Genomic DNA, 19,801 nt, shown 5'->3' with positions numbered 1-19,801 from the left:
TTTTTTATTTACCAGCTATAAGTTGCAGTTAGTGTGTATTGCTCACCGCGCCCAGGTGTGCCTGGAATTTCCTCAAATGATTCATCCCAAAGGTTATCTGCTGCTAAGGTAATAAAGAAGTTTTGCAGTATCGGTGGCGTTACTTTTAACGTCAGCTGAGTAAACAAGGCTTCATCATCAGAGCGTCGCAGCGCATTTTTATGCTGTTTACGCCATTCATTATCAATCCGAAACTCTAATATATCCGTCGGGCTCCATACAGCACCAAGAGTTAAACGGTGATCAGGGAAGTTTAAGGCATAAAAGCTTGCATCGACATCTGGCGAGCCATAGGTTTCTGATTTATGGAGGTAGGTGTAACTGGCTATAATTTCAGTATTTTCAAATTGCTTAGTGGCTAAAAATTCAAGGCCAGCGGTATCAATATCAACCGGTTCGGCAAAACGCGCTGAGGTTGAATCAAAGCTAAATGTCCAGTCAGTTAAGTTATTATCTTGGCGGTAAAAAATAGCCGAATTAAGCTGCCAACTTTGTTGTTCTAGTAATAAACCCAGTTCTAAGTTTTTGGTGGTTTCACGCTCAAGGTTATAATTACTTCTAAACAATCCACCAGAGTCATTGCCACCAATAGCAGTATAACCTGCAACTTGACTGGCCTCAGCGTAGGATAAATAAAATGTCCGCTCAGTGGCGTTACTATTAATTGTATTGAATGTGATATCACCTATCAGCGATAATTGTGAGTCATCGCGGTTGGTATCATCGAAGGCTGCGCCTAAACGCACTGTTAGCTGTTGATTGTTCTCAAGAGCCATAGTGTATTCTGGCAATACACTGATTTTATAATAGTTACGCGAAGTAAAGTTATTCTCAAGCGTGGTTGATTCAATGGAATCTTCAATATATTGTGCTGAGTAGTTTAGTGAGAACACATCGTTTTGAGCATGTCGCCCGGAGATGGCGAATGATTTAACTTCCGTTTCGTGAAAAGCTTCAAACGCGCTTGGGTTTTCACGAGAGTAAATATAATGGTCGTTATTTTTTCGATAATAAGCCGATACTTCAAACTCACTGTTTGTTGCATAACTTTGTTTATGGTTAAGCATTAACAGTTGCGTTTCTAAGTCTTCTGTTTCATTCACGCCAAATGGGGTATAGAGGTTCGGCCAGCCAAAAAATTTCTCTTGTGAGCCAAAAAATAAATCAGTTTGTGAATCTGCACTCGTTAATTGCACACGAGCAGTAGCGCGATTAAAATCATGATCGCCAAAATCAATTGAGCCATCGCTTTGTGAATGAGAATATTCCCCTTCAAAACCTAGGCGCCAATCGGCGATTGTATCTAAAGGGATACTTTTACCAGCATGAACACTCTGTAAATTAAAGTCGTTAGTGCCGACTCCTACAGATACACTGCCACCAGTGGTAATTGGCTTCCAACCAAACGACACAGTACCTACTGAGCTATTTACACCATAAAGTGCATTATCAGCACCGGTCAATACACTTGCGCCAGTGAGCATTTGTGGTGCAATAGGAATTTCTGCAAAATAATGGCCTGATTGCGGATCGAGTAAAGTAGCATTGCCGACTCTAAAACCGGTGTTTTCAAAGATACCGCCACGAATAGTAACATCAGCTTGTGCTTCTGCCATGTTACGCGATTGCAAATCAACACGAGGGTCATACTCTAAATTTGATATAGGTGAGTCAAAGGTACCTACTGGTAACGTATTTGCTGTAGGGGATGCCTCGATTGTTATTTGCTCAATGGTTGTCGATTCTTCAGAGTCATCTGCCGCATAAGCAACACTGGATATGCTGGCAAGTACTGCGGGTATAATAAGGTGCGAGGTACGGTTCATGTTGTTTTTCTCATATTCTTTATGTGCGATTGCGCTAAAAATTAAAGTCGTAACACTTTTTTATAGCGTGATAAAATAGCAAAATTAAACAGTCACGATTTTTGGCGCTATTGTACATTAATTCGAAAAAACTGCATTTGATAATCATTCTTAAAATGAAAGCATTACACTGTCTTTGCTTGTTAAATATATTAGGTCCCTCTATGAATGAAAAACAACCAGCTAACTTTTATGCTCGCCAGCAAACTATTTATTTTGCGGGAGGGTGTTTGTGGGGCGTGCAAGAGTTTATGAAGCACTTACCCGGAGTAGTTATTACAGAAGCAGGGCGGGCTAATGGTACAAGTGATAATACACAAAGTGAGTACGATGGTTATGCAGAGTGTGTCAAAGTCATTTTTGATACTGATGCTGTCACGCCTAATAAACTAATTGATTATTTCTTTGAAATTATTGACCCATACAGTATTAATAAGCAAGGTGATGATGTGGGTGAAAAGTACCGCACGGCTATTTATAGTGAAGAGCAAAGTCACTTAACGTTAGCAAGCGATTATATCAGCCAACGAGATGATGCCGACAAAATAGCTGTGCAGGTTAAACCGCTAACAAATTATGTCCCCAGTGATGCTGAGCACCAAGACCGACTAACTAATCATCCAGATGATTACTGCCATATACCGCTAGATTTACTGCATAAATATAAGGCGGATTAGCATTTACTAATTTAATAAACCTGCATAGTTTAACTTTCATAAAAAATGCTATGTATAATTAATTATAAGAAGGACTTATGAATCTAGTAGAAATGTTGAAAGATCATTCTAGTGTAGTTGGCCAAGGCCAAGCAAGAAAAAAAGTTTATGAGCTAGAAGCAAGATTAAATATTGATTTACCAAAAGATTTTTTTGATTACCTGGTAAACTTAAATTATGCAGAAATATTTGATGAGCCTATTTATGGGATTAACCCTGAGATAAAACGTTTAGATATTTACGAACAAAATAAGCACACTGAACATTTTAGATATGGGTTTCTTATGGTCTTTTCAAACGATATAGATGGTACTATTTATATTAGACCCGATACAAGCAATGTATACAATGCTAGCTTTACTAGTCCTATAGCCAATTCGTTCACAGAATTTGTGGCGAATGTGCTAAAAGAGGCATAAGACTTACAAAAAAGCTCACTAAATAGTGAGCTTTTTTGAATGCTAATTTAAAGTGTTATTTTAGTTTTTCTGGTGGAAAACCACTTAAAATTGTTGCAACGGCTTCTTGTACTGCTTTGTTACGCTCTTCAGGTGTTTGTTTCTTCTGAAGGCGACCTTCACGAGCACCACGCCAAACAAGCTGGTTAGAGGCACGGTCAACAACATCAATCACTAAAGTGCCCACATCATATTCATGGGTTGTTGTTTGCGTGTTATAACCCATGCCCCAGTAGTTCCAACGTGCACCGTAACCTACATTAAATGTATCAACGTCAACTTTAGTATCAACAGAGGCATGATAGTTAATTAATACATCTGCTGATGCTTCATCGGCAGGTGTCATACCGTTTGCTTGTAATTGTGCATTTACCGCTTCACGCACACGTTTTTCCATCAATGGACTGATTTGATAGTTACCAGCGTCAGCCAAGGTCGCTTGTGGAAACCAAGCAAATGTTTTGTAGTTACCAAAGTCCACAGATTTGTCGTAGTCAATATCAGGCGTTTTTGCACACGCTGCTAGTAGTAATACAGCAGCTGCAATTAGTATATTTTTCATGGAGTTTGCTCCTTGGCAAATTTAATTACTATTCGTTTGATAACATAACATAGAATTAATTCAAGGAAATGTTATTTTTTACCTGTAATTTGTGTACATGATAAGTACTAATTAGTTTAGTCGTCCTTGACTGAATGATGCATTAATTTACACAAACGTGGCTATTGTCTTATTCATGCTCTACTTCTATCCAATCCTTTTCATCTACCCAGTTCTGGGTGCCGTCTTTAACGGAGCGAATTGGCACAATATAATCACAGCTAATTTGTGGTTTCACCGAGGCAAATATTGGCACAAAGCCAAAGCTGAGTGCGGTTTCTATAATTGCTTTTTGATTTTGCGGATCGATATCGGCCGCTTCATCAATATAAATCGGGATGCGGTATAAGTTTTGCTCTTGGTCGCTTAATAAGTAGCGGATAAACAACATACCGCATAATAATTTTATGGTGATACGCGTACCGTTTGAGCCAGCCGAATCAATTTTCTCAAAATGCTCGGTTTCGCCTGCACGGTTTACTACTTCAAAGCGAATATCAAATAAGTCAGTAAGGGTTAAACCGGCTTTATCAGAGGCAAGTTTAATTAAGTGATCTTTTGCTTCGTTGACAGCACTTTCACTGTAGGGTTCTTGGCTGAGTAAATCCAGCGTATCACCTTGTTCAAACTGATTTGAGGTACTGATGATGGTATCAATACTATCAACCAACATTTTGCGTGGTATCACGTTAATTTTAAATGCTTGTAAGTTTGAAATACGATGCTGACTAATGCCTTTATTGAAGCTGTTCATTTCACGGCGCAGTCTGTCTAAATCTTCACGCAGTCCCTTAATCGTCGCGGCTACTTCTGTGAGTGCAACCCGGGCTTGGCGTTCAACCGCATCACGTTCGTTATCAATATTATGGAACGCGCCAATCAATTTCTGGTATTTACTAAACTCGTCATTTTCGTTATCAAATTTGGTAATACCGGCATTGTAAATATGCAAATAGGTATTACGAACGTTGATATCAAAATTACGCAGCTCTTGGCAATCTTTATTAAAGTGATGAACTAAGTCACTGAGATTATCAAAATCAATTTGAATATCTATCATATACGGGGTGACTTTACCGCTATATAAATCCAGCGTGTGGTCAATTCGTTCAGATTTCACTTGGCGTAGGCGCTCGGCTTGGCGTGAAATTAAATCTTTTTTCGATTTAATAATCGAGCGTCGATCACTAATTGAACCGCTGTTATTTTGAATATCTTGTAAGTAGCTATCAACTTGCTCGCGTTCAGCCAATAATTGCTCTTTTAAGAGTGTTTGTGCATCAATAGATTGCAGCATAACCTGGAATTGTTCAAAGCGTTTAAGTGCGCTTTCTGCTGCCATGAGTTCATCGTATAAGGCATCTTTTTCTTTTTGTTTGTCGGCCACATTGGCGGCCACATCACGCTGTTGCTTAAATTCATTGAGTGACTGTTCAAGGGCGCTGAGTTGCGCAGTAAGTTGCTCTTTATTTTCACCGCTTTGCATCTGCACCGGGGAGAGTTTTTTCAGCTTGATGGTCGCGCCTGGCAGGGTGAGCACGCCGCCTTTCACGTTATCTGATAATTGCTCTAAAAATGCACCAAAGGCATCTTCATCAGTGATATCTATATCACCATTACTGGTGGTGGCAAATGACAGAATGTCAGGGTTTAGAATACGCGAGATCTCTTCAACTTCTTTAAGTGATAAATCCTCGCGCATACGGGTAAATAAATTAAACTCAAGATTTTTAAGTTGCAGCTTTAAGCTTTTGATCTGCTTTTGTGTTTCACTAATACGGTAATCAAGAGTATGCAGGCTTTGCCCTTGCGCACTGTTGATAGAATGCGATAGTGACTCGTAATCTTGCTTTAATTGACCAAGGCTTACTTTTAAGGTTGCCATGTTAACCAATTCAAATTCAGATTTTAGAGCACCAAAGTCTAAAAACCATTGCTCTATTTGTGTTTGCCTGCGTTCAATATCGCGCGATTGTTGTACATAAAGTTGTTGTTTTTGTTCAAACTCGTGCTTTTCGTGTTCAATGTCTTCAAGGGCAACATTAAGCTCGCTCAATTGCGCCTCTTGGTAGCTATCAAAATCGATTAATGCTTGGTCAATTTTGGGGGCGTATGCGGCTAATTTACCTTTGAGTACGGTTTGGTTTTCAAGCATAGATTCAAGGGCGCTGATAGGCTCTTGCATCGACTCGAGTGCTTTTAGCTCACGTTTTGCGCGGTTTACTTTATCAAAGGAGCGACGCCATACTTCATAAAAATCGACCTTTGAGTTTGACATGTGGCGTTCAAATACGCGTAACATAAAGCGCTTTACGTCGGCAGCGCCTAATTTATGCAGGTTCAAAATACGGCGGAAAATTTCTTTATAAATTGCCGAATCTTGCACGTTGTTAAGCGGGATCATCTTTAAGTTAATGTCGCCGTCAAATGGCGTGGCACCACCCGTTAATAGCGCGTTGAGCTCTTGCGCTTTAAGCTCGATAGGGTTAAAGCCTTGCTCTTTTAAATGATTAAACAGTTTAGTGAACTTAATGATGGTTTTACCTTGAGTATACTGCTCAAGATCAAGCTTGCCTTGGTAACAAAAAAACTGATGTGCGTAACCGGCAATTTTACCAAGCCCAGCTACACCAATCACCACCGGGCCATGGGGTAGGTCGGCTTCGAGTAAAATATAGGATTGATCTGACGAAAAATAAAATTTACGGGTTTCGTCTAAATCATGACCGTCCCATTCTGTTAGGCGTAAATCATTAATAAGCGGAAATTGTAGAGCATTGATCACCGAGCTTTTACCGGTGTTATTTGGTGCACAAATTGAGCTGCTTTTATCAAGCGGGATCACACATTTGGCATAACCGGCGGTGTTTAATAATGCCAGCTTACTGAGGCCGTATAGGTTTTTCATTATTCGTCCTCTCCAATATAGGTTTCTTCGTTTACTTCCATTAAGGCATCAATATAACGGTAGATAGGTGCTTGCAGCATAAAGCCGCCTTCTACTTCACGGGCAAGGCCAAGTCGTATCATGCGTAAGTACACGTCTTTACGTAGGTCTGATCCTGAAAAAATTTCGAGTTGATCAAATAAGTGCTTGTTCATTTGCACTAAAGTTTGCATCAGTTCTAAATCATTCACTTCATCAAATAGGGCACGCATTGGGTCTTTACCTGAGTTTGCATAGTGCTCAATTAAGATATAAATGGTTAAGGCAATCGCGCGGGAAATTTTCCCCATATTGGGTGTACTTTCATCACTGGCAAAGTAATAAAAACCACGGCTGTCATGTTGTAAATCGTGGCCAAGGGCGCTGAATAATGCGCGGTAATGATCAATTTGTTGATCAAGCTCTTGCCACATTACGGTGTCTTGTTCGCTAATGTGATAGCCGGTGACTAATTTTTTATTAATTGCTTGTAGATGACTAAGTTCATCTAAATTTATCTGTGTCATAACGGTTACTCATCCACTGTTGGTGTTTGCTGAGGGTCAACAGGCTTAGAATTAAAAGGGAAAAGAGAAAAATGTTGCCCGGCAATTTTCACGCGCATTTTCTCATCACTTTGATTGATTTCAATATCGCTGTCACTTACCAGCTTTTGATATAAAAACAGCATTTCGTCGGCTTCAAGGTCGGGGTAGCTTTGCTCTAAAAAGGTCAATAATGGTTGTGGCTTTTTACGTTTAGCATTGAAGCGTTTTTTAAAGTTTGCTTTAACATTATTGTAATCTGGAATATTGGGCGTAACAAAAGCAGGCACATCTTGTTGATCAGGAAGTTCGTATTCACTGTGTTCAAACTCAACAAGTGCAGCCATATAAGCGACCATATGGCGCTGTTGCCCCAATGAGAATCGCTGCGTGTCAGAGACAAAATGTGGTTGTACGGCGCTGAGCATATTATCAACGCCATTTTTACGTACTAAACCAAGTACTTTAGCTGCTTGACGAGTGATCATATTATTACGGCGCAACTCTTCACGCAGTGGCATTAGCATATCGGCACTTTTACGCAGGCTTTCGCGACCAACTAAATGCATTTCTAAAATTCGGGTACGTAATCGTTCAAGCATGCGTTTATCTTGATAAGCTTTACCGCTGCGTTCAATATGTTCGATTTGCGTGCTGATTTGTGTTTCGATGGTATTAAAACAAGCATGAAAATCGCCACGAATATCGACCATTTCAAGCATTGGTTCAATGTATTCATCGAACGCTTCAATTACCGCTTGATAACGCTTTTGTAATGATTGCACCGCATTATTAGCTTTTGCTTGTTCTACAATATTTAAAATGGCATTTTCGTTGTGGGCAAATAGTTTCATTATTTTACGCACCCGATCATCCATAATACGGCTAAAACGGCGCATCTCGTCGTAGTCTTCAATACTACCGGCATTGTCTAAACGGTTACCCAAACGGGCTAAATCTTCAACCAGCACGCTAATTTCTTGCGCCAAGCCTAAATGTTCTTCCTGCAATAAAAAAGTGGCAAAATCTGCAATTGCACGGTTAATTTCAAGTTGTGACGATTTAGCCAAGGGAATAATAATATCTTGGTTTAAAAGGCGGTTGGTTTCTTTGTAAATGCGCTCATTTGACCACGTAGGTTGTTTTTGTTTGATCGCATTTTGCACGTCTTTTAGGCTGAAATCAGCCATTTTAAAACGTTTAAATAGCAGCTCTAACATTCCCCAGTGCTCTGTTAGGGTATTTAGCAACTTTTTAGCTGGGATCATAAAACTCCAAAAATCCTAATTTATCTTGTAAAGCCGGCTTGTTAGGCCTCAGCGATTAGTCGTAGAAAAGCAAATTGACAATAGTTTTACACATTCTTTGGTGCTAGACTGCGCGCCGTGTCGTCCTGCGGCTCATAACATACAATTTTTACATTTTTATAAAGGTTGTTCAAACACCATGGTAACTGCAATTATCCTAACCCTGATAACGCTAGCATTCGTGCTCATCGTTATAGAGGATATTATCCATGTAAACAAGGCCAAAACCACGCTTTTCTTTGGTACTTTATGCTGGATTATCTTATTTATCTCGCCGCTTCACGGGCAAAGCCCCGAAAACGTACAACATCAACTTGACCACAATATTTTAGAGATTGCCACACTCTGGTTGTTTTTAATGGCTGCAATGACCTTTGTAGCCTATTTGAACTCCAAAGGTTTTATCCAAAATATTGTGCATAAGATAATGCCCAGTGCTATTAGCGAACGCAAACTGATGTTTTTGATTGGCGGGTTCTCCTTCTTATTTTCGTCGATTTCAGACAATATCACAGCCACATTAATTTCCCTTGCGGTGGTGATGTCGTTAAAACTCGATCCGAAAAAGCTAATTAAATACGCTACGCTTATCATCTTTAGTGTGAACTCGGGCGGAGTGTCGTTAATTACCGGTGATGTTACTACCTTGATGATTTTCCTTGATGACAAAGTTACCATTGGTCACTTGCTATTGTTGGTTGTGCCTGCGTTATTTAGCGTGGCGCTATTGGCCATTATGCTGTCATTTGGACTCAACGGCCAAGTTGAGTTTACCAAACAAGAGGACCGTCGCATTGAGAAAACAGATATCACTATTGCAGTGATTTTCTTATCAACGATTGTCGGGACATTAACGTTAAGCGTGCTTTATCATGTGCCGCCTTTGTTAACTTTCTTATTTGGTTTGTCGTTGATGTTTTTAGTAGCGCAATTTTTAATGCGCAAAAAAGATGTGAATAAAAAAATCATCGATTATATTCGCGAAATAGAATACGACACCTTACTGTTCTTCGTTGGCGTATTATTACTTGTAGGCGCTCTGAAAGAAGTCGGTATGCTCAGTAAGTTCACTCATCTTTACGAGTTAATGCCAGCACAATACGCTAATTATTTAATGGGTATATTATCAGCTGCGGTTGACAACGTACCACTAACGGCTGCGTTACTTAAAGCTGAAATAGTGATGAGTCCACAACAATGGTTGTCGTTTACGTATGCAACTGGAGTGGGTGGGTCCATGCTTATTATTGGCTCGGCTGCCGGTATTATCGCTATGAGTAAAGTAAAAGCGCTTACCTTTATGAGTTATTTACGTATGTCGGTGTATTTATTAATCGCTTATACAATTGGTTATATGGGATCGTATTTAGCAGGTAGTTTTATTTAATTGCTTTTATTATTTAAAACAACTTGACAGCTAGACGTCTAAACGATAACTTTCAAAGCCCGCTTAATAGCGGGTTTTGTTATTTAATTGCTAATAATTTACGTAATTAATCTAACATTCAGAAGAGGTGCGGTACTTAGGTACTTAATGTTAGGCGACGTATGCCTGTAATCATTAAGGAGGGAAGTACTCGCCGAGGAAAGCAACTGGACGTCACAGTGGTTTTTCGGTTTATGGGGCTGAATCCTCAAAACTGTCACCAATTAGGTGGAGAGCTTCTGGCAGTGGACTTTTCTTATCGAGCACCCCCTTGCCAAGTTCTTCTTGTTTTATCGTGGTATGAATGCCACAAAAGGAGACGACATGAATACCCAATTAGCTGCAACTAACTTGCAACAGTCAGCACAAAATCAAAAATCAGACTACGTAGTCGCAAAGTTCGGTGGCACCAGTGTGGCTAACTTTGAAGCGATGAGCCGTTGCAGTGAAATTATTGTAGCCGATAACAACGTACGAGTAGTGGCCGTTAGTGCCAGCGCAGGAGTGACTAATCACCTTGTGACCTTATGTAAAAAAGATTTATCAGCAGAAGAGCGCAATGAGAATATTGCTGGCGTTATTGCTATTCAAGAAGCTATTTTAAATGAGCTGTCATTGGATGCTGATTTAGCTCATGGCTTTGATGAAACCATTAAAGCTTTTAAGTCACTTGCCAGTGAACCACTAAAATCAAAGCAACAACATGATGAGTTATTGAGCTTTGGTGAGCGTTTATCATCCTATTTATTTACTCAGGTACTGCGTTTAAATGGCTTAAATGCGGTGCGTTTTGATGTGCGACAGGTATTAAAAACCGACAGCCAGTTTTCTAAAGCAACCCCAGATGTAGCTGCAACAGCAATGGCCGCAAAAGAGCATTTAATTCCGTTATTAGCTGAACAGGTTATTGTAACTCAAGGCTTTATAGGCAGCGACGCACATGGTCAAACTACCACACTTGGTCGTGGTGGTTCAGATTACAGTGCGGCATTACTGGCCGAAGCCATAAACGCTAAAAGCGTGCACATTTGGACTGATGTCGTGGGCATTTTTAGCACCGATCCGCGCTTATGTGCTAAGGCTACGCCGATTGCGCGTTTAAGTTTTGATGAAGCGGCCGAAATGGCTACCTTTGGGGCGAAAGTATTACATCCGGCAACTATCTTACCTGCGAGCCGCAGCCATATTAGTGTGTTTGTTGGTTCTAGCCGTGAGCCTGAACGTGGTGGTACCTGGATCGAACGTGAGAAATCACAAATCCCCGGAATTCGTGCTGTCACGCAGCGTAAAAATCAAATATTGTTAACCTTAAAAAGCCCCGAAATGCTTTTGGCTAGTGGCTTTTTAGCTCACGTGTTTACAATTTTAAGTGAGTTTAATATCTCGGTTGATTTGGTAACTACCTCAGAGATAAGTGTTGCAATTACTTTAGATAATGCGCCAAATGCCTCGCGTCCTGAGCTTGATCAAGAATGCCTTGATAAGTTAGCGGAGTTTTGCCACGTGTCGGTTGAGAACAACTTAACCTTAGTGGCATTAATTGGTTCACAAATTCAATTACGTCAGCAAGAAATTAACTTAATGAATGTATTAAGCGATTTTAATATTCGCTTAATTTGTCATGGCGCAAGTAAACATAACCTGTGCTTTTTAGTGGAGCAGAGCGAGTCAGACTTTGTTGTGCAAGCGATCCACAGCCGTTTATTAGAAGTTCAAAACGCCGCGTAATTGGGCGGTAGAATTTACCACAGAGCACTGCCAGTCAGTGCTCTTGTCACTTACCACACTGATATCAAACTCATGATATTGACAACTCAGCGCTGTTAAATTTGCTCGCTCAAGTTCAGTAAATACATTGGGGCTGAGTAATTTTGCAATTGGTTGGCTGGTGGCTTTGGCAAGTGCTTCTTTTAAGGTCCATATTCTAAAAAATCGTTCTGCACTTTGCTGATCTTGCGTTATTAAATTTACCTCATCAAGATGATAAAAATGCTTAGCGAGCTTTGCAAATGGGCGCTTCAGGTTTATTTTTTCAATATCAAAACCAAATTCAATTCGTTCTACATTTAATGCAGCACCCACAAAACCATTAGAGTGGGATAAACAACTACGCAATACAGTGTCACTGTCAGTTATATGTAGCAGTAATTTACTGCTTTGCTGGTCAAATTCAGAGCTAATATGGTTATTTGCTAGATCACGAAATTGTGGCATCGTTTGTTTTACCAAATACTTAAGCAGTAGCCGAGTGGCTAAATATTCTTGCTTGGCTTTGTAACTTTTTCTACGGGTGATCACCGTCAGTTCAAATGGGCTTAATAGTGCGTTTAAATCGAATTCATCAACATTTAACTGCTGGGCATCAAATAATAAAATAGTTTTCGCATTGAACGGCTGCACGCTGTGTTTGGTGATAACGAGTTGCTGTTGAAAAAATAATGCAGGCATAAAATCCACAATTAAAGTGATAAAAGAACAAACATGTTTATATTTTGTGCGGTTGTGCGCTGGTTAATTAAGCCAAGGCAAATTTATTACTCTGTGAGAGTTAAATATGGTTTAATTCACAATAATGAAAAATAATAACAGATTTGTAGATGTATGGCACAATTGCGTGATGGTTTTCAAAGCCGCCTTGGCTTTGTTTTAGCAGCTTCTGGCGCTGCAGTTGGATTAGGTAATATTTGGGGATTTCCCACGCAAGCGGCAAATCATGGCGGCGGCGCGTTTTTACTAGTCTATTTTATAGTTATCTTTTTTTTAGCCTTGCCAGCTTTATACACTGAGTTGTACTTAGGTCATAAAGCGCAAGCTAATCCGGTTAAAGCACTTAGACAAGCATGGCAAGAGCAAGCACCGCAAGTAGGCGCTGCTGCTGGTTATTTAGGTTTAGCCGGTGCGATTGTGATGCTGAGCTTTTACTCAATTGTTGCAGGTTGGATGCTTGCTTATGCCCTTGAACCCATTGCTAGCTTTTTTGGATTTACCACCGTCAGTGCGTTTTTACACACGGATTCGATGGCGCGTAATTTTGTATTTACACCACTGATGCTGATCCTCACTGCGAGTATTATTCTCAAAGGTGTTAAATCTGGCATAGAAACATGGTCGCGACGGTTAATGCCGATGCTATTGGTGTTACTCGTTGTGCTAATTGCTTATATAGCCACGCTTGATGGCGCAAGTGAAGGCTTTGCTGCGTATTTAGTGCCAGACTTTAGCCAAATACTCGACCCAGGTTTAATTATTGCGGCAATGGGACAGGCGTTCTTTTCACTGTCACTGGGTGTCGGTTGTATGATGATTTATGGCTCGTACTTGCAGCCTGATGCTAATTTGCCGCGGTTAACCGCGTCGGTAGCGTTACTTGATACAGGGGTTGCCTTTTTAGCGGGTTTATTAATTATTCCTGCAATTTACGTGGCGCAGCACAATGGCGTGCAAGTATTTAGTGATGGAAAATTAGTGGGAGAAGGGCAACTAATTTTCGCAATTCTACCGCAGTTATTTAATACTATGGGCGAAATTGGCTTATTGGTTGGTTTACTGTTTTTTGTACTTATGTCGATTGCATCGCTCACATCGACTATTTCATCCACTGAAATTCCAGTGGCTTTTTTAGTTGAAAACCATCAAGTAGAGCGTAAAAAAGCGACGTTTTTAGTGAGCTTAACGGTTTTAGCCGCGTCATCGTTGATTATTTTCAATTTTGATTGGCTATTTGGTTTAGTGATCATGGTACTGACTCAGTATCAATTACCGCTTATGGGCTTATTTTACTTTATCACTGTAGGGTGGTTGTGGCGCCGTGGTAATCAATTAAATGAGGCTGCAAGTGGCATGCGTTATTGGTTTGCTCAGTACATACGTTATGTGTGTCCGATACTGATGACCGCCGTGTTCGCTAATGTCGCGTTTGGTTGATAATTTAGCTTTCAGTTTTTTAGTTTTAATTGTTAATATATAGTGTTGTACCAATCGTTTTAAGTTACTGACCATTTATAGCGACAGATAAATGGTTAAATATTTAAGTCGATTGGTATTATATCCAGGGAGGAATTATGAACATAGATGTTAAAGTCCCCACGCTTCCAGACTCAATAAACACAGCGGATATCGCTAAACTTTATGTTAGTGAAGGCCAACTCGTTTATGCCGGTGATGTGTTATTTGATGTTGAAACTGAAAAAGTTGTTTTAGAAATAATGGCCGACTGCAGTGGCATTATTGAGAATATAACGATTGCAAATGGCGACCATGTTAATCCTGAACAGGTTGTAATGACTTTGCAGCAGCTTGCAGACAGCGAACTGCCAGCAAGACCAACAGCTCAACAGCCTCAACCGCGAGTAAACGACTCAGAAAATGACGTTATTGTTTCTCCTTGGTTGAGTAAACTAAATAAAAGTTTAATTATTGCTCTAGCAGTCGGCGCTTTAGCCATCCTTTTTGTGCTGGGTAAATAGCTAAGATGACCAATTATGTAAACCACCCAAGATATGGCAGCGAGCCAATCCTCTCTGGTAATAGTTATACAAAGCAAGAAATCGAGAATGCCTTTTGGCGATATTCAAGTGTTCATTACTTCCCTGAGACGGCAATCCCCGCAGTTATCGAAAAACAATGTGACAGTTTATATCCAAGGCAACTCTATGTTGATATAGAAGAGCAATGTGTAGATTGCCATAGAGCGTTTATATTTTTTGCTAAAGAGCAGCAATATTGGTTTGAAGAATTAAAGTTTTGGATTGATGCACATGCGATCAAGTGCTTTGAATGCAGAAAGAAAACCCGTGCAATAAACCGGCTGCAAATTACCTATGCAAACTTAATCATTAAAGAGCATATAACGCTTGAGGAAACTCAATTGCTCAAGTCCAGCGCGCAGCAACTTTTTGAGTCAGGAGTTATTAAGAAGATTAATAAAATAAATGCTATCCGTAAAATGTAAGTAGACGTACTTAAGAGACCTATGTGATTACGTCTTAACTTGATTTGTCAGAACCGATAAATAGGACTCAATCAAGTCTGGCTGTCACAGATGTGCCAAAATCAGACCTTCAGGCGTAACTCGTTTCTGCCCCATTATGAGTTAACGTAAATACTCTATAGGTCGATTTTGAGCGATCAGCGGTCATTGGGGGTTGGCTAAATATAATTGCTTAATGGTGAAACATTAGGTTTAATGGATACATAATAAACGCTGAGTAACGCAGGGACAGCTTAGATACGATAGACACGCCAGTAAAGTTGGCTTGATATCGCTTAGACTATTAAAAGCAAATCCCCATAGCATTAGTAACACTAACTCTGACACACCGAGCAGGTAGCGCCTCAGTCCAACAAGCGATTATGCAACACAAACTGCGTGTCGCACAAATACTAAAATGTTAAGTTCAAATGGAGAGAATTTTGGAATTTGAAAGTTTAAACATAGAGAACATTATTTATGGTGCACTCGGATCGGCATTATTCGCTCTCATAGTTTTTATAATTCCCAAAGTATTAGGGTTTATAGCGAGAGTTTTGTCGAAGTATTCACAAGGCATAAAAAGCCGAAGGCTTAAAACGCTTTGGCTAAAATATACTGGAGTAGAACACTTTAATAAAAATGAAGACCTGCAGGGGCATGCCTGCCAAACAGGGCTTATCTATTCATCTTTGCGTGAACTTATTAAGGGGCTGATTTGGATATCCCTGGGGCTTTTGTTTCAATCAGTTTATAGCATGTTAGGGATAATTGGCTTCATTGGTGGTATTTATTATCTATTTTTAGCCCTTGGTCAGGTTCAAAAAATTGAAATACCAAAAAACCCAGCTGAAGCCATTCAATCAATAGAAGCACAGCTTGATGAAATGGAACTTAACAAGTCAAGCAAGAAGGACGCGCAAACCGCGCGTGCCTCTTCTTGAAGCATTAGCTTTTAAGGAAGAATCGTGGATAGATTGCAAGTAGCATTAATTGCTTTAGTAGTTGGTTGGGGCTTATCACAACTGACGGAACTAATAAAATCAAAATCTAAAATTAAAAAACTAAAGTTAGCTATATCTACAGAATTAAAAGATTTAGAAATACTTCTTGGTGAGCGTAGTGAAACTGCTAAGAAATCAGCTTTAGAATACGGTCATAATCACAACTATAGTTGCTCGCTAGGTGCTCCTGTTTCAACACCTGTTCTTGACGCTTTTTATTGTGATGTTGCTGATAGTTTTACTGAGGAACAACGATACAATATTCGTGTATTCCGTGATCATATCCGAGCATACAATTCAATTGTTGAATTTATAGAAAAAAATAGTTCGGGTACAGCAACTCAAAACAATATAGTATTTAAACTTTTTGAAGCATATAAACAGACAGCCTTTGCATCTATATATATTCACGAGGCTAATAAAGTTGGTGGTATTGTTAAGGTTCTTGATGACCACGAAAACTTGGAACAATTGCGCAGTGAGCTGCCGGGTTTAATTGATCAACTTGCAATTAAAAGCTAATAAACGCTTTAACCACATAGGACGCACAACAGTAGGCTTGCGCTCCTTCGTCGCTAATTTTAGCCTTCTACTTTGCGCTGGTTAAGCGAAGCGTTACTGATTAAATACTCTACGTGTTTATGTCCAAAAGAGAAACCAAAGGGGTCACCCATTAGAAAGTTCTGGTCAAGCAGGCTGCCGTGTTTTCTTGATCTTTTTGGAACAAAGATGACACCCACCCTAAAGTTTGTATTTCCCCTATTTTTTACTAGCTTTAAATTAGTATGAAAAACAAATAGGGTGTTCCATGGCAATTGCAAGAAAGCGTCAAGTAAGTTTGATTGATACAAAGTACTATCATTGTATTTCACGCTGTGTACGCCGTGCTTTTTTATGCGGTGAAGACCGTTTTACAGGTCAGTCCTATGAGCACCGCAGAGGCTGGGTAGAAGATAAACTACTCGCATTGGCTAAGGTATTTTGCATTGATGTGTGTGCGTATGCAGTGATGAGCAATCACACACATTTAGTGTTGTATGTTGATGATAAAAAAGCCAAACGCCTTAATGACAAAGCCATTATTCTACGCTGGCATAAGCTGTGTAAAGGCACGTTATTGACGAAAAAATATTTGCAAGGTGAAAAATTAAGTAAATCAGAGCTCATCTTTTTTAATCAAACGGTTGAGCAATATCGAGAGCGGTTATCCAGTATTAGCTGGTTTATGCGGTTGTTAAATGAAGATATTGCCCGCAGAGCCAATAAAGAAGATAACTGCACAGGCCGATTCTGGGAAGGTCGCTTTAAATAACAAGCTCTACTAGATGAAGCAGCACTTGCAGCCTGTATGGCCTATGTTGATTTAAACCCAATAAGAGCAAAAATAGCCAACACGCCAGAAGAATCAATCCATACCAGTGTGCAAAAACGAATTGAAAGTGCAACCACAGGTAAGCAACCTAAAAAGCTATTACGTTTTGCAGGGATGCCACGGCAAAGAATGCCAAAAGGACTCCCGTTTGAGCTTAAATCGTATTTTGAACTTGTTGAATTAACGGGCCGTGTAATGCGAGAAGATAAGCGAGGATACATTGAAAACACATCCCTTCCTTTATTAGAGCGAGTCAATATTAGCCCAGAGAACTGGTTAAAACTCACAACGCAATTTACCCGCGTGTTCCATGGCGCTGTTGGAAGACCTTCGTCACATGAAAGCTATTGTGATAATTTAGGAAGGAAACGAAGAGCGAATATGAGTAACTGTGAAAAGTTACTTGCATGAGAATCAAACTACTCAGTAAAAATTTAAAACTTCATCATGCAGTTATTGTCATGCATGTAATTTAGGTTTAATAGTGACAATGACCTATTTAATGGATGAGGTGAAAGTAACCAAGTAGCAAAAGATATATTTTAGCCTAAAAGAGTAAATTTAGTGACACAGTTTTGCTTGTTCAATAAGAGTGGCTGTCTGCGTTAGTTGTTTACGTGTTTAGTGACTTTTGCGCGAACAAAACTACCAGATGCAGCAGTAAGCTTACTTCGTGCCGCATAAATGCTTGTTTTTGATAAGGCATGTTGCTGGCAAAACTCAGTAATAGTTAAATAGCTGTCTTGTTGTTCTTCGATAATGTTGCGCCACTGCTCAAGGCTACGTATTTTTCTCATGGCTATCTCCTAATTGAAATTAAGAAATAGTTTAATCGGTTTGACGAGTTACTGGCAGGTGCACTTTGCTAGACGCTTACGTTAGAAACCTCCGGCTACCCGATTAGTTGCCACTTAATCACAGCTAAATCGATTTTAAAGTTAATAGTTTTTTTCTGTACTCATCATTGAACTGTAATTCGGAAAAATGATCATCAATACGCTTAACACTATCTATAATAGGCTTAATTTCATCCCATGTATCAATCATAACCTTATGATACCTAACCATTCCAGGTCTTTGAAGACTACCAGCTAGAAAGAAATCATCTGGCAACTGAGGATTCATCTGCCTATTCTTTCTAAGCCAGAAAAGACCAACAGTATAAGATGACCATGAAGTTATATTGATGAGCTCGAGTCGACCTATTATTGTTAATTTAGAATATAGCTCGAAGATCAATGGTGTTGTTTGCTCAAGCCGAATTAACGGAGGCGGATGTGAGCCTTCAGGTACTTCTGTTGGAATATATGAATTAACCCCATGAAATCTATAAAGTACAAGTGCTAGAACAGAAGAGAAAGACCTAACCTCAGATTTAAGTTCGTCTTCTTCGAAGTGACGAAGTAAAGCCCTAAGGCATGAAACCATAGCGTAATAATCTGCAGCCATTTCCGTAACATGTGAAACCGCTGAAGCTTTTCCGGATAGCTTAGTATTAGTTTCGCTATCGTTTGCAGCGCAATCAACAATCTTGTTGCCTACATTACAATTATATAAAGATCGTATATGCCCATGCTCTTGAATTAGATGCCCTAGCTCATGGAATAATATCCATGTAATGCCGCTTATAAACATGTTTTTACAGCAATGCTCTTTAGTCGATTCAGTAGATAGGGTCTTTGGGTATTCAAAATCTTGGAAAATAACATCAAATTTTTGATTGTTTGCGCCATAACCAATATAGAGATGATAATCTTCTATATCGCGATAAAGCAAGATTGCAGTCTCGTATGTTAGGCCAATAAAATGTTTTGGTGGGCCGCTTACATCAGGATCGGCAGCGGCATATGCATAAAAGCACCTTTTTTCACTCCAGCGAATTGATAGATTGCCATTTAGTCCCTTATATAAATTTGAATTTAAATCACCAGTAATCTTAGAAAAAACATCACATGCTAAATCTATAATATCGCTATCTTTCAATGGTTCTTTCCTTAGAATTTGGTAAAGATTCTCTAATTTGAGTGCCGCTGCATCATGGCAACTAACGCTTTGCTAAGCAGCAGTTTGACTGTCCAGAGGAGGCGCGTTTTATTGCGCCGGAACGAGGCTTGAGCAACATATTAAGCCTTTGCATATGTAGCTACAGTTGTAAAATTAAATGGTTCATTTTCTCCGACACCTTCATTTTCAAACTCGACTAATAGCTCGCCAGAGATTTGATAGGTGCTAGGTGAAATTAGTTCTAGACTCAGCTTCTTTACATGACACCAATTATGAGCACAGCCGACATAAACAGAAGCCTCTGCATCAGTGTATATATCATGATTCATATCAATCCCATCCAAATTTTCTGGATTGGATAATTCAAGTTTGTACCAGTCGCAAACTATTAATGTTTCTAATGGCTGTTCTTCATAGTCCAAACCCGAATCAAAAGGCTCTAGTTGTAGTGGTCAACTAATTTTGGCCACAGTTTTAGAATCTTTGTATCTAATCTCAGATTCATTTGGCGCTAAACCGGCATTATAATGATGCGGCCTAACGTTGTTGTAATATCCGTTGATATAATC

The 19,801-nt window shown here is 39.6% G+C and carries 18 protein-coding genes, 1 pseudogene and 1 riboswitch; of the genes and pseudogenes, 10 read left to right on the top strand and 9 right to left on the bottom strand.

Annotated elements, in window-relative coordinates; translation table 11 throughout:
- Positions 1 to 8: 8 nt before the first annotated feature.
- Positions 9 to 1,865, bottom strand: coding sequence for a TonB-dependent siderophore receptor (locus tag H5201_RS15205; RefSeq protein ID WP_182785018.1), 1,857 nt, complete (start codon positions 1,863 to 1,865; stop codon positions 9 to 11).
- 203 nt (positions 1,866 to 2,068) lie between these two features.
- On the opposite strand from H5201_RS15205, the gene H5201_RS15200 reads away from it, so the two are divergent.
- Together H5201_RS15200 and H5201_RS15195 are read left to right on the top strand one after the other, a co-directional pair.
- Positions 2,069 to 2,581 carry a peptide-methionine (S)-S-oxide reductase gene (locus H5201_RS15200; protein WP_182785017.1) on the top strand — a complete coding sequence of 171 codons (513 nt, stop codon included), beginning with the start codon at positions 2,069 to 2,071 and terminating at the stop codon, positions 2,579 to 2,581.
- Between the two features lie 77 nt (positions 2,582 to 2,658).
- On the top strand, positions 2,659 to 3,039 hold the full coding sequence (locus H5201_RS15195) for an SMI1/KNR4 family protein (protein WP_182785016.1): 381 nt from the start codon (positions 2,659 to 2,661) through the stop codon (positions 3,037 to 3,039).
- Between the two features lie 55 nt (positions 3,040 to 3,094).
- Here the strand turns inward: H5201_RS15195 and H5201_RS15190 are convergent, their stop codons facing one another.
- The 4 genes from H5201_RS15190 to H5201_RS15175 form a co-directional block, all read right to left on the bottom strand.
- On the bottom strand, positions 3,095 to 3,640 hold the full coding sequence (locus H5201_RS15190) for a DUF4136 domain-containing protein (RefSeq protein ID WP_145242267.1): 546 nt from the start codon (positions 3,638 to 3,640) through the stop codon (positions 3,095 to 3,097).
- A gap of 169 nt (positions 3,641 to 3,809) precedes the next feature.
- Positions 3,810 to 6,587, bottom strand: a complete 2,778-nt coding sequence (locus H5201_RS15185) for an ATPase (protein ID WP_182785015.1) — start codon at positions 6,585 to 6,587, stop codon at positions 3,810 to 3,812.
- On the bottom strand, positions 6,587 to 7,132 hold the full coding sequence (locus H5201_RS15180) for a condensin complex protein MksE (RefSeq protein WP_149982697.1): 546 nt from the start codon (positions 7,130 to 7,132) through the stop codon (positions 6,587 to 6,589). The genes H5201_RS15185 and H5201_RS15180 overlap by 1 nt, the downstream gene beginning before the upstream one ends.
- Before the next feature lie 5 nt (positions 7,133 to 7,137).
- Positions 7,138 to 8,418 carry a hypothetical protein gene (locus H5201_RS15175; protein WP_182785014.1) on the bottom strand — a complete coding sequence of 427 codons (1,281 nt, stop codon included), beginning with the start codon at positions 8,416 to 8,418 and terminating at the stop codon, positions 7,138 to 7,140.
- A gap of 178 nt (positions 8,419 to 8,596) precedes the next feature.
- Between H5201_RS15175 and nhaD the strand changes: the two genes are divergently transcribed.
- Together nhaD and lysC are read left to right on the top strand one after the other, a co-directional pair.
- Positions 8,597 to 9,844 carry a sodium:proton antiporter NhaD gene (nhaD, locus tag H5201_RS15170; RefSeq protein ID WP_145242276.1) on the top strand — a complete coding sequence of 416 codons (1,248 nt, stop codon included), beginning with the start codon at positions 8,597 to 8,599 and terminating at the stop codon, positions 9,842 to 9,844.
- Positions 9,845 to 9,958: 114 nt separating this feature from the next.
- A riboswitch (Lysine riboswitch) is annotated at positions 9,959 to 10,130 on the top strand.
- A 77-nt stretch (positions 10,131 to 10,207) separates the two neighbouring features.
- Positions 10,208 to 11,611 (top strand): lysine-sensitive aspartokinase 3, encoded by a 1,404-nt coding sequence (lysC, locus tag H5201_RS15165; protein WP_182760611.1) that lies wholly within the window; start codon positions 10,208 to 10,210, stop codon positions 11,609 to 11,611.
- Here lysC and H5201_RS15160 read toward each other — a convergent pair.
- The gene (locus H5201_RS15160) at positions 11,588 to 12,331 is read right to left on the bottom strand and encodes a 4'-phosphopantetheinyl transferase superfamily protein (RefSeq protein WP_182785013.1); all 744 of its coding nucleotides are present in this window, start codon (positions 12,329 to 12,331) and stop codon (positions 11,588 to 11,590) included. The genes lysC and H5201_RS15160 overlap by 24 nt on opposite strands.
- Positions 12,332 to 12,484: 153 nt before the next feature.
- On the opposite strand from H5201_RS15160, the gene H5201_RS15155 reads away from it, so the two are divergent.
- The 6 genes and pseudogenes from H5201_RS15155 (at position 12,485) to H5201_RS15130 (ending at position 17,639) form a co-directional block, all read left to right on the top strand.
- Positions 12,485 to 13,807 (top strand): sodium-dependent transporter, encoded by a 1,323-nt coding sequence (locus H5201_RS15155; protein ID WP_145242282.1) that lies wholly within the window; start codon positions 12,485 to 12,487, stop codon positions 13,805 to 13,807.
- A gap of 137 nt (positions 13,808 to 13,944) precedes the next feature.
- On the top strand, positions 13,945 to 14,349 hold the full coding sequence (locus H5201_RS15150; protein ID WP_182719137.1) for a biotin/lipoyl-containing protein: 405 nt from the start codon (positions 13,945 to 13,947) through the stop codon (positions 14,347 to 14,349).
- A gap of 5 nt (positions 14,350 to 14,354) precedes the next feature.
- A complete protein-coding gene (locus H5201_RS15145) occupies positions 14,355 to 14,834 on the top strand; it encodes a zinc-ribbon domain containing protein (protein WP_182785012.1) in 480 nt (159 codons plus the stop codon).
- A 461-nt stretch (positions 14,835 to 15,295) separates the two neighbouring features.
- A complete protein-coding gene (locus H5201_RS15140; RefSeq protein ID WP_182785011.1) occupies positions 15,296 to 15,796 on the top strand; it encodes a hypothetical protein in 501 nt (166 codons plus the stop codon).
- A 24-nt stretch (positions 15,797 to 15,820) separates the two neighbouring features.
- Positions 15,821 to 16,378 carry a hypothetical protein gene (locus H5201_RS15135; RefSeq protein WP_182785010.1) on the top strand — a complete coding sequence of 186 codons (558 nt, stop codon included), beginning with the start codon at positions 15,821 to 15,823 and terminating at the stop codon, positions 16,376 to 16,378.
- Positions 16,379 to 16,664: 286 nt separating this feature from the next.
- Positions 16,665 to 17,639 (top strand): annotated as a pseudogene (locus H5201_RS15130) (transposase).
- 194 nt (positions 17,640 to 17,833) lie between these two features.
- Here H5201_RS15130 and tnpA read toward each other — a convergent pair.
- From tnpA to H5201_RS15115, 3 genes are all read right to left on the bottom strand, one after another.
- A complete protein-coding gene (gene tnpA, locus H5201_RS15125; RefSeq protein ID WP_259399704.1) occupies positions 17,834 to 18,025 on the bottom strand; it encodes an IS66 family insertion sequence element accessory protein TnpA in 192 nt (63 codons plus the stop codon).
- A 124-nt stretch (positions 18,026 to 18,149) separates the two neighbouring features.
- The gene (locus H5201_RS15120) at positions 18,150 to 19,211 is read right to left on the bottom strand and encodes a hypothetical protein (protein ID WP_182785009.1); all 1,062 of its coding nucleotides are present in this window, start codon (positions 19,209 to 19,211) and stop codon (positions 18,150 to 18,152) included.
- Positions 19,212 to 19,351: 140 nt separating this feature from the next.
- Positions 19,352 to 19,654, bottom strand: a complete 303-nt coding sequence (locus tag H5201_RS15115; protein ID WP_182785008.1) for a hypothetical protein — start codon at positions 19,652 to 19,654, stop codon at positions 19,352 to 19,354.
- Positions 19,655 to 19,801 lie beyond the last annotated feature (147 nt).

The sequence above is a fragment of the Pseudoalteromonas sp. SG43-6 genome (assembly GCF_014164365.1).
Lineage (GTDB): Bacteria > Pseudomonadota > Gammaproteobacteria > Enterobacterales > Alteromonadaceae > Pseudoalteromonas > Pseudoalteromonas rhizosphaerae.
This window is presented reverse-complemented; position numbering and strand designations above follow the sequence as displayed.